Annotated in this window: 14 protein-coding genes; 8 read left to right on the forward strand and 6 right to left on the reverse strand. The window is 65.5% G+C overall.

All coding sequences use genetic code 11. The features are described 5' to 3' along the window. The first annotated feature begins 136 nt into the window (after positions 1-136). The 4 genes from ACLEJP_RS00305 (at position 137) to ACLEJP_RS00320 (ending at position 2,964) form a co-directional block, all read left to right on the forward strand. The gene (locus ACLEJP_RS00305) at positions 137-688 is read left to right on the forward strand and encodes a DUF4174 domain-containing protein (RefSeq protein WP_440803485.1); all 552 of its coding nucleotides are present in this window, start codon (positions 137-139) and stop codon (positions 686-688) included. Between the two features lie 170 nt (positions 689-858). Next, on the forward strand, positions 859-1,350 hold the full coding sequence (locus ACLEJP_RS00310; RefSeq protein ID WP_440803487.1) for an HvfA family oxazolone/thioamide-modified RiPP metallophore: 492 nt from the start codon (positions 859-861) through the stop codon (positions 1,348-1,350). Between the two features lie 74 nt (positions 1,351-1,424). Continuing rightward, positions 1,425-2,273, forward strand: a complete 849-nt coding sequence (locus ACLEJP_RS00315; protein WP_440803489.1) for an HvfB family MNIO-type RiPP peptide maturase — start codon at positions 1,425-1,427, stop codon at positions 2,271-2,273. Then, positions 2,266-2,964 carry an HvfC family RiPP maturation protein gene (locus ACLEJP_RS00320; protein WP_440803491.1) on the forward strand — a complete coding sequence of 233 codons (699 nt, stop codon included), beginning with the start codon at positions 2,266-2,268 and terminating at the stop codon, positions 2,962-2,964. The genes ACLEJP_RS00315 and ACLEJP_RS00320 overlap by 8 nt, the downstream gene beginning before the upstream one ends. 38 nt (positions 2,965-3,002) lie before the next feature. Here the strand turns inward: ACLEJP_RS00320 and ACLEJP_RS00325 are convergent, their stop codons facing one another. From ACLEJP_RS00325 to ACLEJP_RS00340, 4 genes are all read right to left on the reverse strand, one after another. After that, entirely contained in the window at positions 3,003-3,491 is a 489-nt protein-coding gene (locus tag ACLEJP_RS00325) for an HvfX family Cu-binding RiPP maturation protein (protein WP_440803494.1), read from the reverse strand. A gap of 14 nt (positions 3,492-3,505) precedes the next feature. After that, positions 3,506-4,123: a ferric reductase-like transmembrane domain-containing protein gene (locus ACLEJP_RS00330; protein WP_440803496.1), complete on the reverse strand. Its 618-nt coding sequence runs from the start codon at positions 4,121-4,123 to the stop codon at positions 3,506-3,508. Between the two features lie 159 nt (positions 4,124-4,282). Further along, positions 4,283-5,569, reverse strand: coding sequence for a sensor histidine kinase (locus ACLEJP_RS00335; protein WP_440803498.1), 1,287 nt, complete (start codon positions 5,567-5,569; stop codon positions 4,283-4,285). Then, positions 5,566-6,306, reverse strand: coding sequence for a response regulator (locus ACLEJP_RS00340; RefSeq protein ID WP_003250463.1), 741 nt, complete (start codon positions 6,304-6,306; stop codon positions 5,566-5,568). Before ACLEJP_RS00340 ends, ACLEJP_RS00335 begins: the two co-directional genes overlap by 4 nt. Positions 6,307-6,526: 220 nt before the next feature. On the opposite strand from ACLEJP_RS00340, the gene ACLEJP_RS00345 reads away from it, so the two are divergent. Both ACLEJP_RS00345 and ACLEJP_RS00350 read left to right on the forward strand, forming a co-directional pair. After that, positions 6,527-6,802 carry a DUF2790 domain-containing protein gene (locus ACLEJP_RS00345; protein WP_440803500.1) on the forward strand — a complete coding sequence of 92 codons (276 nt, stop codon included), beginning with the start codon at positions 6,527-6,529 and terminating at the stop codon, positions 6,800-6,802. A 10-nt stretch (positions 6,803-6,812) separates the two neighbouring features. Then, on the forward strand, positions 6,813-7,328 hold the full coding sequence (locus ACLEJP_RS00350; protein WP_440804429.1) for a thioredoxin family protein: 516 nt from the start codon (positions 6,813-6,815) through the stop codon (positions 7,326-7,328). A gap of 75 nt (positions 7,329-7,403) precedes the next feature. Here ACLEJP_RS00350 and ACLEJP_RS00355 read toward each other — a convergent pair whose 3' ends face one another. Both ACLEJP_RS00355 and aroQ read right to left on the reverse strand, forming a co-directional pair. Then, positions 7,404-8,252 carry a shikimate dehydrogenase gene (locus tag ACLEJP_RS00355; RefSeq protein WP_440803502.1) on the reverse strand — a complete coding sequence of 283 codons (849 nt, stop codon included), beginning with the start codon at positions 8,250-8,252 and terminating at the stop codon, positions 7,404-7,406. Further along, on the reverse strand, positions 8,249-8,698 hold the full coding sequence (aroQ, locus tag ACLEJP_RS00360; protein ID WP_440803504.1) for a type II 3-dehydroquinate dehydratase: 450 nt from the start codon (positions 8,696-8,698) through the stop codon (positions 8,249-8,251). The genes ACLEJP_RS00355 and aroQ overlap by 4 nt, the downstream gene beginning before the upstream one ends. 213 nt (positions 8,699-8,911) lie before the next feature. On the opposite strand from aroQ, the gene ACLEJP_RS00365 reads away from it, so the two are divergent. Next, on the forward strand, positions 8,912-10,159 hold the full coding sequence (locus tag ACLEJP_RS00365) for a TolC family protein (RefSeq protein WP_440803506.1): 1,248 nt from the start codon (positions 8,912-8,914) through the stop codon (positions 10,157-10,159). Then, entirely contained in the window at positions 10,152-11,351 is a 1,200-nt protein-coding gene (locus tag ACLEJP_RS00370; protein WP_440803508.1) for an efflux RND transporter periplasmic adaptor subunit, read from the forward strand. The genes ACLEJP_RS00365 and ACLEJP_RS00370 overlap by 8 nt, the downstream gene beginning before the upstream one ends. The last annotated feature ends 14 nt before the right edge of the window (positions 11,352-11,365 follow it).

The following is an 11,365-nucleotide window of genomic DNA, read 5'->3' on the forward strand; positions in this document are numbered from 1 at the left end:
TGGCCGGCGCACGGTCAAGGAAATGCCAGGTTACCTTTGCCGGCGCCGTGATCGTGCTGGTTGGTTTAGGCTCGCACGTAGGATCTTTCTCCATGATCTGTAGTCTTTGGTTAATCGAGAGAATAAGGAGATACACATGCTCGTTCGGTCACTGACCCTCGCCACCTTGCTTGCTGTTGCCGGCCCGCTGTTCGCCGCAGACAGCGATGCGCCATTGGCCAAGGAACTGGGCAAGGCCAGGCCATTGGTGGTTATCGCCCCGAGCAGCGCCGACCCGACCCTGCGCGGGTTGAACGAGGCGTTGAAAGACCCGGCCACCCAGGCCGCGTTCAAGGAACGCGGCCTGGTGCTGTACAGCGTCGCCAGCATGATGGGCAAGCGTGATGACAAGAACCTCGAACAGCAGACCACCATGGCCCTGATTCGGGAACTGAAACTGGGCGCGAGCAAGGGGACCAAGGTGATCCTGGTGGGCAAGGACGGCGAGCGGCATGTGCTCAAGGACGACGACAGCGGCGAGGCTATCGACCCACAGACGATCTTCAAGGCGGTCGATGAGCTGCCCGCCAGCGAAAAAGCGCTCACGGCGCCCGAACCCGTGGCCGCGGCGCCGGAAACCAAGGCCAAGGACAGCAAGCCGGCCAAGCCAGCCAAACCGACCGCTCCGCCCAAGCCGCTGGAAGACTGAGTGGCTCGGCCCCGGCGCCCGCCGGGGCCGCTTGCAGCCTGGTTTGTATCTGACTGTATATGGCCACGCTGCTGAGCGGTTTTCATACAAAACCGCGCCCTCCGCGATACATCCCCGACAAACCGCAACGGCCTAATGGCTCCACATCCCAACCACAGTGGAGCATCACCATGACACCTGTACGAAGCACGCTCGGCCTGCTTGGCGCCGCCCTGATCGGCAGCATGGCCCTTGGCAGCAGCGCATTCGCTGTCGAACCCCTGGCCCAGGGTTACCAGCTGGCTTCGGCTAAGGTGGCCGGCGAAGGCAAATGTGGTGAGGGCAAGTGCGGGGCCGGCGCCAAGGCCACCCAGGGCGAAGGCAAGTGCGGTGAAGGCAAGTGTGGCGCCAGTGCCAAGGCCGGCGCCGAGGGCAAATGTGGCGAAGGCAAGTGCGGCGATGCGTCGTTCGCCAGGACCGATACCAACCACGATGGCCAGGTGTCGCGTGACGAGTTCGTTGCAGTGGCCAAGGACCGCGCCGGCGACTTCGACAAGATCGACCGCAACCACGATGGCTACATTTCCGAACAGGAAGCTGCCGACCATCTCAAGGCGATCTACCAGGCCAATGGCAAGCGCATGCCCGAAGGGCTGTTCAGCCACCTGACCGGCAAGCCCTGAGCCGTTGACCCCCTGTAAGCGCAACGCCCCTCCTGCTGGCCAGGCGGGGCGTTGTGCCTGTTGGAGATCTTTCCATGCACCCAACGCAACTACCCGCCGTCCCCCTGCAAACGGGGCTCGGCCTGCGCCGCGGCCTGATGTCGGAACTGCTCGCCCTGGAGGCCGGCGTGGTGGACTTTCTCGAATGCGCCCCGGAAAACTGGATTGCCGTGGGCGGTGCCTACGGCAAGGGGCTGGCGCAACTGGCCGAACGTTTTGCCATTGCCTGCCATGGCTTGTCGTTGTCGCTGGGCGGCAGCGCACCGCTGGACCTGCGGTTCCTCGAGCAGACGCGGCGTTTTCTCGAGCGCTACCAGGTGCGCCTGTACAGCGAACACCTGAGCTACTGCAGCGACGACGGCCACCTGTACGACCTGATGCCCCTGCCATTTACCGATGAAGCCGTGCGCCATGTGGCCGCGCGTATTCGCCAGGTCCAGGAGCATCTGGGGCGGCGGATAGCCGTGGAAAACATCAGCTACTATGCCGCGCCTTACCAGGCCATGAGTGAGCTCGACTTCATCCGGGCGGTGCTCGACGAGGCTGACTGCGACCTGCTGCTGGACGTCAACAACGTGTTCGTCAATGCCTGCAACCACGGTTACCAGGCCCAGGCGTTTCTTGCAGGCCTGCCCCAGGCCCGGGTGGTCGGCATGCACGTGGCCGGCCACTACGACGAAGCGCCCGACCTCAAGGTCGACACCCATGGCGCCGCGGTAAAGGAAGAGGTGTGGGCGCTGTACGCAGTCGCCTGTGCGCGCTTTGGCGTGCAACCGACGGTGCTCGAACGTGACTTCAACTACCCGCCGCTTGCCGATCTGCTGGCCGAGACCGCGCGCATTCGCCAGGTGCAGCACGCCACCGGAGGGCACGCCAATGGATGAGACCTTGCGTCAGCAGCAATATACCCTGGCCCGCCACCTGCGCGACCCGCAGCGCCATGCACCACCGGCTGGCGTGGAGGCACGCCGGCTCAGGGTGTACCGGGAGTTGTTCTATGGCGCCATCGAAGGCTTGCTGGCCGGCAGCTTCCCGGTCATGCGCCAGGCGCTGGGTGAGCAGCGCTGGCATGCTCGGGTACATGATTTCTACGCCAACTACCGTAGTCAGACGCCACTGTTCACCGAAATAGCCGGGGCGTTCGTCGACTACCTGCAGGGCGTGCAGCCGGATGCCCCCTGGCAACTGGAGCTGGCGCACTACGAGTGGATCGAGGCGCAGCTGTACCTGAGCGATGCCGAGGACCCACCGCATGACCCGGGGGGCAATCTGCTGGAAGGGGAGCCGCTGTTGTCTTGTGTGGCGCGGGTATTGGCCTATCGGTGGCCGGTAGAGCGGATCGGGGCGGATTACCAGCCGCAGGCCGTACCTGCGACAGCGACCTTGTTGCTGGTTTATCGCGATGCCGGGTTGCAGGTGCGCTTCGCTCGCCTGACGCCGCTGGCGTACCGGTTGCTGGCGCTGGAGCAGGGCAGTGGGCGGGCGCGGCTGGAGGCGCTGGACGCCGATGTGATGCAAGGGTTGGCATTGCTGGAGGGGCTGCGCGAGCAGGGCATCATCATCGGTACAGTTTGACGTGTGGTAGTGGGGCTGCTGCGCAGCCCCAAACGTATCTACTTGCAGCAGCGCACCCTGAACCAATGGTCCAGGCTCAAGTGCCCAGCCCCCTTGAGCAGCAGCGGCAGCAGCGCCACCAGGTAGATCAGCGGCAGTTTGAAGTTGCCGAAGCCCTGGTCAGTAATGACATAGCCCTGGGCCAGCTCGGCCAGGCTCGACCAGTGCGCCGGCCAATGCACCGCGACGATCGCCACCACGGTCAGCACCATCAGCCCTGCTGCTGCCAGCCGGGTACCCAGGCCGAGCAACAGCAGCAACGGCAGGATCAGCTCGGCCCACATCGACAGCTGCCAGTTCAACTCCGCCGGCAGCAGGTTGAAGGGGAACGGGAAACTGGCTTGCAAGTCAGCGAACCAGTTGCTGCCATTGAGCTTCTCCCAGCCGGACTCGAAAAACTCCCAAGCCAGGAACAGCCGCAACGGTAGGTCGGCGCTCCAGGCGCCAAAACGGTCAAAGGTGCTCAGGGTACGCGTCAGCGTGCTCATGCTGTTTTCTCTCCTCAGGGATAGGCGCGGGCGTTGCGGCGTTGCTGGCGGGCGAGCTTGGCGGTGAGTTTCATGGCGATGGCGCTGAACATCAGGGCGAATGCCAGCGGGTACCAGCCTCCCATGGGGATGCGTTTGTAGAACGACAGGCAGAACACGGCCGCCAGTACCCACATGCCGGTGCTGTGCAGGGCCCGCCAGGCACGGCCACCCAGCAGGCGCATGGGGGCCTGGAATGAAGTGACGGTGAGCAGCAGCAGGAACAGGTAGCCGAGGGTGCCGGGCAGGCTGGACGTGAGCGTGCGGTTGGCCCAGAACAGCTCGGGGAACTGTTGCGCATAGCGGTAGATCAGCACGCCATGCACGGTGTGGGAAAAGGCGAATGCCAGCCCCAGGTAGCGCCGTTCCTGGAGGATGCGGCGGCTAGGGGTGCCTGGCAGCAAGATCACCAGGGAAGAGGCGAGGAACGCCAGCAGGAACAGCGCGAACGAGCTGCGCGCGGTGGCGCGGATGGCGCTGCGCAGGCCGTCGGGGTCGGGTTGGCTGGCCAGGACCACGGCGGTCATCGCCAGGGTCAGGCCGGCGAGGACAGCGAACAGCTGCCAGCCGGAGGGTAGAGTCAGGGGTTTCATCAGGGGGCTCCCGCAATGTGGTGGTGAACGGGAGTGTGTTGGAGCGGGGTATCTGCAGTGTGTCGGCGGAAGTTGGGTTGTGTATCTGTTTGTAGAGGCGAGGCCCGCTTTTTGTAGGCGCGGCCTTGCGTCGCGACAGGGCCGCACCGGCAAAAGCGGTCATTGCAGTTCGATCTGCGCGCACAACCCGCCGCTTGTGCGGTTGCTCAGTGTCAACCGGCCGCCCATGGCCTGGATCAGCTGGTGGGCAATCGCCAGCCCCAGTCCGGTACCACCAGTGCTACGGTTGCGCGAACCCTCCACGCGGTAGAACGGCTTGAGCACTTCATCCAGCTCGCCAGCGGGTATTCCCGGCCCGTTGTCGAGTACGCGGATGACCGTCGTGTCGCCCTCCCGGGCTATTTCCAGCTCGGCAGCCCCGGCGAACTTGAGGGCGTTGTCCACCAGGTTCACCAGCACGCGGCGCAGGGCATGCGGCCGGGTCTGCAGCAGGCTGCCGCTGCTGCCGCGGCGCTCCACCCGGGCACCGCTGTCCTGATAGTCGAATACCAGGCTGTCGAGGAAGGCATCGAGGTTGACCCGGCACGGGGCCTCGGTACTGGTGTCCATGCTTCGCGCATAGGCCACGCCTTCACGCACCAGGTGTTCCATTTCCCCCAGGTCATTCCACAGCTTGTCCTTTTCCAGCCCGTCGTCCATCACCTCGACCCGCAGCTTCATGCGGGTGATCGGTGTTTGCAGGTCATGCGATATTGCCGCCAGCAACTGCATGCGTTCTTTCAGGTAGGCGGCGATCCGCGCTTGCAGGGCGTTGAAGGCCACGGCGGCGTAGCGCACCTCGCGCGGGCCGCTTTCGTCCAGCTGCACACCGGGCTTGTCCGGGTCGAGGTTGTCCACCGCTTGGGCCAGGCGGGTCAGCGGGCCGATTGCCAGACGCACGGCCAGCCAGGTGCACAGCAACAGCACGGCCAACTGGATCAGCAACACCACCGGTAGCCAGCGGGCCACCGGCACCGGTGACGGGGTCACGTCGATGGTCAGCGGCGCACCGTCGGCCAGGCTCAGGTGCGCCTGGAAGTGTAGGTTCGGCCCGGGTATTTCCTGAAAGGTCAGGCGGTAGTCGCTGCCGATAGCCTTGACGATCGAATCGGCGGCCATGGGCGGGTCGCTGCTGGGCATCGCTTCGCCCGCCAGACCCTGGTCCAGACGGTAGCGGTAGGTGCGCCGCTCCAGGCGCGGCAACCAGGCGGCGCGTTCGGCTGCGGGCAGGCGATCGAGGATGGCTACCGAGGTGGCCACGTCCTGTTCCAGGGTGCTGAGCATCATCGAGCGGCTGCTGATATAGCGTTCGTAGGCCTGCAGGCCGAATGACAGGCCATAGGCCAGGACCAGGCCGGTGAAGAAGATCAGCGCCAGGCGCGAGGCGAGGGTGCGTGGCCACTTCATGACGGCGACTCGAGCAGTTGTACCGGCAGCGAGAATACATAGCCCTCGCTGCGCACGGTCTTGATGCAGCTGGGTTCGCGCGCGTCGTCGCCCAGGCGCTGGCGCAGGCGGCTGACCAGCAGGTCGATGGAGCGGTCGAAAATGTCGGCCTCGCGGCCCTGGGTCAGGTTGAGCAGCTGCTCACGGCTGAGCACCCGCTGCGGGTGGTCGAGAAACACCCGCAGCAGGCGGTATTCGGCGCCGCTCAGGGCCACCAGGGTGCCTTCGCTGTCGAGCAGGTGGCGCGCGGTAGTGTCCAGGCGCCATTGGCCGAAGCCCAGCAGCCGGCTGCTTTCGCTGATGGTCAGGTTGGGCGGCAGCATGCGTGTACGGCGCAGCACGGCATTGATGCGTGCGAGCAGCTCGCGGGCCGAGAACGGCTTGGTCAGGTAATCGTCGGCACCCATTTCCAGGCCGATGATGCGGTCGGTCTCGTCGTTGCGTGCGGTCAGCATCAGCACCGGGGTGTTGCGATGCTTGCCGGCGCGCAGCTCGCGGCACAGCAACAGGCCGTCGTCACCGGGCATCATGATGTCGAGCACGATCAGGTCGACACTGTTGGCTTCGAGAAAGGCACGCATCTGCCGGCCATCGGCAACGATGCTGGTGCGCAGGCCGTTCTTCTTCAGGTAGTTGCCGACCAGCTCGCGGATTTCGCGGTCGTCGTCGACGATCAGGATGTGATCGACGTGTTCCATGCGCTGCGTTCCTGTGCAAAGGGTATGGGCGCAGTGTACCGAGCGCGTGGGCGCTTGCCTGCGGGGTTTTGTATTGCAGTGTATCTGGCCCGTGGGCCGATACAGGAGGAAGCAGATCACAACGCTGGGTGACACATGCGGGATACCTGGCGGGCGTGAAATGGCTCTCGACCGGGGAGCAGCACTCCCCACCCCCCCAGCGTTACACAGGAGAGATGCCATGACCTTCAAGACCTTCGCCAGCGCCAGCCTGTTCGCCGTGCTCAGCTTCGGCACCCTGGCCGCCCACGCTGCCAGCGCACCGATGGACGACGCTGCCGTGATGCAGTACCGCTACGGCGACCACCTGGATGTCCAGAAAGTGTTATCGGTGCAGGATGACCAGAGCAACGCCTGCGGCCTGGTGAACACCCGCATGGACTACCTCGATTCCAAGGGCCGGCAGCAAAGCGTGCAGTACCGCAGCTACGCCACTGGCGGCTGCCATGAAAATTGATCGCCGCCTGATGCTGAAGGTGGGCGGTATCGCCCTGGCCCTGACCGGCCTTGGCCTGGCCGGGCACCTGATGGCCCGTGACAGCTACGGCGCCATGCCGTCGCTGTCGGGGGCCAGCCAATGGCTCAATTCGGCGCCGCTGGATGCACCCGTGCTCAAGGGCAAGGTAGTGCTGGTGGATTTCTGGACCTGGGACTGCAGCAACTGCCAGCGCAGCCTGCCGCATGTGAACGAGTGGGCACGCCGCTATGCCGACCAGGGCTTGGTGGTGGTCGGGGTACACACGCCGGAATATGACTACGAGCACGATGTCGGCACCTTGCGTGACAAGGTGGCCCGGCTGGGGATCGGTTACCCGGTGGCGGTGGATAATGACTACAAGGTGTGGAATGCCTGGGGCAACCAGTTCTGGCCGGCGCATTACTTTGTCGACCGCAAGGGCCAGGTGCGCCATGTCCATTTTGGCGAGGGCGATTATGCCGGGCAGGAGCAGGTGATACAGGCGTTGCTGGATGAGAAGGAGTGAGTGGCCAGTATCGACTGTGGCAGCGGCCTTGGGTTACGCAAGGCCGCTGTCACTGGTAGGCGCAGGGACGTGCGGTCAGGTAAGACTGGCGAAATGCGCCTGCATCCGCGCCGCATCCGCCTGCCGTCCGCTGAACAACTCGAACGCTTTCACCGCCTGGAACACCGCCATGTTGCTGCCATCCAGCGTGCGGCAGCCCAGGGCGCGGGCCGCGCGCAGCAGTTCGGTTTCCAGCGGGAAGTAGATGATTTCCGCCACCCACAAGCGTGCGTGCAGCAGCTCTACCGGCAGCGGTGTACCAGGCAGTTTGGCCATGCCCACCGGCGTGGTGTTGACCAGGCCGTCCGCCTCGGCCAGTGCTGTAGCCAGGTCGCTGCCGACCACGGCGCGGCCGGCACCGAAGTGGCTATTCAGGTTGTCCACCAGGGCCTGCCCACGGGCCGCGTCCACCTCGAACAGCACCAGCCGCTCGACGCCTTCTCCCAGCAGGGCATGGGCCACGGCCGAACCTGCGCCACCGGCACCCATCTGCACCACCTGGCGCCGGGCTACATCGGGCAGCCCACGGCGCAAGCCTTCGGCGAAGCCCAGGCAGTCGGTGTTGTGGCCAACCCGCTTGCCATCCTTGAGTACCACCGTGTTCACTGCGCCGATGCCGCGGGCTTCTTCCGACAGTTCGTCGAGCAGCGGCAGGATTGCCTGCTTGAACGGGTAGGTGATGTTGAGCCCGGTGAAGCCTGTGTATTGCGCGGCGTCGAGCAGGCCGGGCAGGGCGCTGTCGTCCAGTTGCAGCTGGTCGGCATCGATCAGTCGGTACAGGTAACGCAGGGCCTGGGCATCGCCTTCGTGCTCGTGCAGGGCCGGGGTGCGTGACAGCTGGATGCCACGGCCGATCAGGCCTGCGAGAATGGCTGGCTGGCTCATGCAGTGCGCTCCCGGAGCATTTCGGCGAAGTGGCTGAGGGCCATGCGGTAGCCGTGGCTGCCCAGGCCGCAGATCACCCCGACGGCGACAGAGGATATGAAGGACAGGTGACGGAAGGGTTCGCGTTTGTGCACGTTGGACAGATGCACTTCGATGACCGGCAGCTCGGCGGCGACCAAGGCGTCGCGGATGGCTACCGAGGTGTGGGTCCAGGCACCGGGGTTGATCACGATGCCGGCACAGCGACCACGGGCGGCGTGGATCCAGTCGATCAGTTCGCCTTCGTGGTTGGTTTGGCGGAATTCGATTTCCAGGCCATGGGTCTGGGCTGTGTCGGCACAACCCTGCGCCAGGTCGGCAAGGGTTTCGTAACCATACTGGGCAGGCTCTCGGGTGCCCAGCATGTTCAGGTTGGGGCCATTGAGCACGAGAATGACAGGCTTCATGACGAGCATCGCTTTGTTGTTGTTGGATGCATCCAGTTTTGTACCGACTGGTTAGTTTAGTCAATCCAGCCAAGCCCTGGCTCCGTAAATGTGGGCGATTATCGAACCACGCTGTCCGCAATTGATTACAAAATTGTAATTTCCACGCCACCGCCCCGATAAGCAGCGCTTTCTACAGTGCCTCGCCAACGTTCGCCGACGAGGAGCTGTTACGTGCCCATCCCGCGCAAGATCGCCTTGCTTTGCCTGTTGCTGGCGGGCGCCCCCGGCGCCCAGGCCAGCCTGAGCCTGCCCGAGGCGCTGGCCGCCGCCTTTGCCCACAACCCTGAGCTGGCTGCGGCTGGCCGGGAAATCGGCATCGCCGATGGCGAGCGGCGCCAGGCCGGGCTGATCCCCAACCCGGAACTGGCCTGGGAGCGCGAGGACACTCGCCGCGACACCAGCACCACCACTGTCACGCTCAGCCAGCCATTGGAGCTGGGCGGCAAGCGTGGCGCGCGCATTGCCGTGGCCAAGGCCGGCCAGGCCATTGCCCAGCTGGACCTCGAACGCCAGCGTAACGGCCTGCGCGCCGATGTGGTGCAGGCTTTCCACGCTGCCTTGCGCGCGCAAACCGCAATGGCACTGGCGCAGCAATCGCAGGCGTTGACCGAGCGTGGGCTACGGGTGGCGCAGGGGCGGGTAGCTGCCGGCCAGGCGTCACCCGTGGAAGTGACCCGCGCCCAGGTGCAGCAGGCGCAAGCCGAGGCCGCAGTGCGCCGCGCGCGCACCCAGCGCAGCGCGGCCTACCAGGCCCTGGCACGGTTGACCGGCAGCCCGCAGGCAAGCTTCGGGCAATTGCAGGCGACCAACCTGTCGCCCGGCGCAGCGCCCAGCGTCGAGGCGTTGCTCGACCAGGTCGAGCAGACCGTCGAGTGGCGCCTGGCTGCTACCCAGGTCGAGCGCGGCGATGCGTCCCTCGGCTCGGAAAAGGCCCTGCGTATTCCCGACCTCACCGTCAGCCTCGGTAGCCAGTACAGCCGCGAAGACCGCGAGCGGGTGAATGTGGTCGGCCTGTCGCTGCCCTTGCCGTTGTTCGACCGTAACCAGGGCAACGTGCTGGCGGCAGCCCGCCGGGCCGACCAGGCGCGGGATCTGCGTAATGGCGTGGCACTGCGCCTGCGCAGTGAAACGCGCAACGCTGTCGAGCAGTGGGCGACGGCGATGCAGGACGTGCAGGCCTATGACCGCACCATCCTGCCTGCTGCGCAGCAGGCGGTAGACACAGCCACCCGCGGCTTCGAAATGGGCAAGTTCGCCTTTCTCGATGTCCTCGACGCCCAGCGCACGTTGATCGAGGCGCGCGGCCTGTACCTCGAGGCGCTGGCTTCGGCGACCGACGCGCGGGCGCAGGTCGAGCGGATCTATGGCGACCTCGGCGACCTCAGCAAATACCCGCACCGCAGGAGCAACAATGACTAATCCACGCAAGATCGCCGTTCTGGTCGCTGCGCTTGCCGCATTCGGCCTCACGGGCCTGGTCTGGACCAGCAACCTTGGCAAGGCTTCCAGTGCACAAGCCATTCTCGACGACCATGGCGAAGACAGCCACGGCCATGGCGAAGAAGCGGCCGGTGAAAGCCATGCCGAGCAACCAGGCAAGCTGCACCTGAGCCGCGCCCAGATCGAAGCTGCCGGTGTACAGCTGGCCACCGCCGGCCCTGGCGAACTGGGCAATGCCATCAGCTTCCCGGGTGAGATCCGTTTCGACGAAGACCGCACGGCGCATGTCGTGCCGCGTGTGCCAGGCGTGGTCGAGGCGGTGCAGGCCGAACTGGGCCAGGCGGTCAAGCGTGGCCAGGTACTGGCGGTGATTGCCAGCCAGCAGATATCCGACCTGCGCAGCGAACAGCAGGCCGCCCAGCGCCGCCTGGAACTGGCGCGTCTGACCTTCCAGCGCGAGCAACAGTTGTGGCAGGAACGCATCAGCGCCGAGCAGGACTACCTGCAGGCTCGCCAGGCGCTGCAGGAGGCCGAGATCGCCATGGCCAACGCCCGGCAGAAGGTGGCCGCCGTGGGCCCTGCCGGCGCCGGTAATCGTTATGAATTGCGCGCGCCGTTCGATGCAGTGGTGGTGGAAAAGCACCTGAGCGTGGGTGAAGTGGTCGATGCGACCAGTAACGCCTTCACCCTGTCCGACCTGAACCGGGTCTGGGCAACCTTCGCCGTGGCCCCGCGTGACCTGGACAAGGTGGTGACCGGTCGCAGCGTCACGGTCAGCGCGCCGGACCTGGGTGCCCGGGTCGAGGGCCAGGTCAACTACGTTGGCAACCTGCTCGGCGAGCAGAACCGCGCCGCCACTGTCCGCGCAAGCCTGGAAAACCCCAACGGCGCCTGGCGCCCCGGGTTGTTCGTCAATGTTGCCGTCAGCCTCGAGCGCTTCAGGGCTGCCGTGGTGGTGCCGGAAAGCGCACTGCAAACCTGGGAGGAACAGACCGTGGTGTTTGCCCGTAGCGAAGAAGGTTTCGAGGCGCGCCCGGTGCAGACCGGCCGGCGTGACGGCGGCCAGGTGGAAATCACCAGCGGCCTGGCCGCCGGTACCCAGGTAGCCGCCGCCGGCAGTTTTGTCCTGAAGTCCGAGCTGGGCAAAGGCTCGGCTGCACACAGCCATTGACCCGGGAACGCCAG

The organism is Pseudomonas sp. SMV7 (assembly GCF_052041995.1).
Classification (GTDB): Bacteria; Pseudomonadota; Gammaproteobacteria; order Pseudomonadales; family Pseudomonadaceae; genus Aquipseudomonas.

Bases quoted from the DNA above. Each gene is read 5' to 3' on its own strand.
- ACLEJP_RS00350 (WP_440804429.1), top strand. From the start codon at position 6,813: ATGCTGAAGGTGGGCGGTATCGCCCTGGCCCTGACCGGCCTTGGCCTG.
- ACLEJP_RS00345 (WP_440803500.1), top strand. From the start codon at position 6,527: ATGACCTTCAAGACCTTCGCCAGCGCCAGCCTGTTCGCCGTGCTCAGC.
- ACLEJP_RS00320 (WP_440803491.1), top strand. From the start codon at position 2,266: ATGGATGAGACCTTGCGTCAGCAGCAATATACCCTGGCCCGCCACCTG.
- ACLEJP_RS00330 (WP_440803496.1), bottom strand. From the start codon at position 4,123: ATGAAACCCCTGACTCTACCCTCCGGCTGGCAGCTGTTCGCTGTCCTC.
- ACLEJP_RS00340 (WP_003250463.1), bottom strand. From the start codon at position 6,306: ATGGAACACGTCGATCACATCCTGATCGTCGACGACGACCGCGAAATC.
- ACLEJP_RS00310 (WP_440803487.1), top strand. From the start codon at position 859: ATGACACCTGTACGAAGCACGCTCGGCCTGCTTGGCGCCGCCCTGATC.
- ACLEJP_RS00335 (WP_440803498.1), bottom strand. From the start codon at position 5,569: ATGAAGTGGCCACGCACCCTCGCCTCGCGCCTGGCGCTGATCTTCTTC.
- ACLEJP_RS00315 (WP_440803489.1), top strand. From the start codon at position 1,425: ATGCACCCAACGCAACTACCCGCCGTCCCCCTGCAAACGGGGCTCGGC.
- ACLEJP_RS00325 (WP_440803494.1), bottom strand. From the start codon at position 3,491: ATGAGCACGCTGACGCGTACCCTGAGCACCTTTGACCGTTTTGGCGCC.
- ACLEJP_RS00305 (WP_440803485.1), top strand. From the start codon at position 137: ATGCTCGTTCGGTCACTGACCCTCGCCACCTTGCTTGCTGTTGCCGGC.
- ACLEJP_RS00355 (WP_440803502.1), bottom strand. From the start codon at position 8,252: ATGAGCCAGCCAGCCATTCTCGCAGGCCTGATCGGCCGTGGCATCCAG.
- aroQ (WP_440803504.1), bottom strand. From the start codon at position 8,698: ATGAAGCCTGTCATTCTCGTGCTCAATGGCCCCAACCTGAACATGCTG.
- ACLEJP_RS00370 (WP_440803508.1), top strand. From the start codon at position 10,152: ATGACTAATCCACGCAAGATCGCCGTTCTGGTCGCTGCGCTTGCCGCA.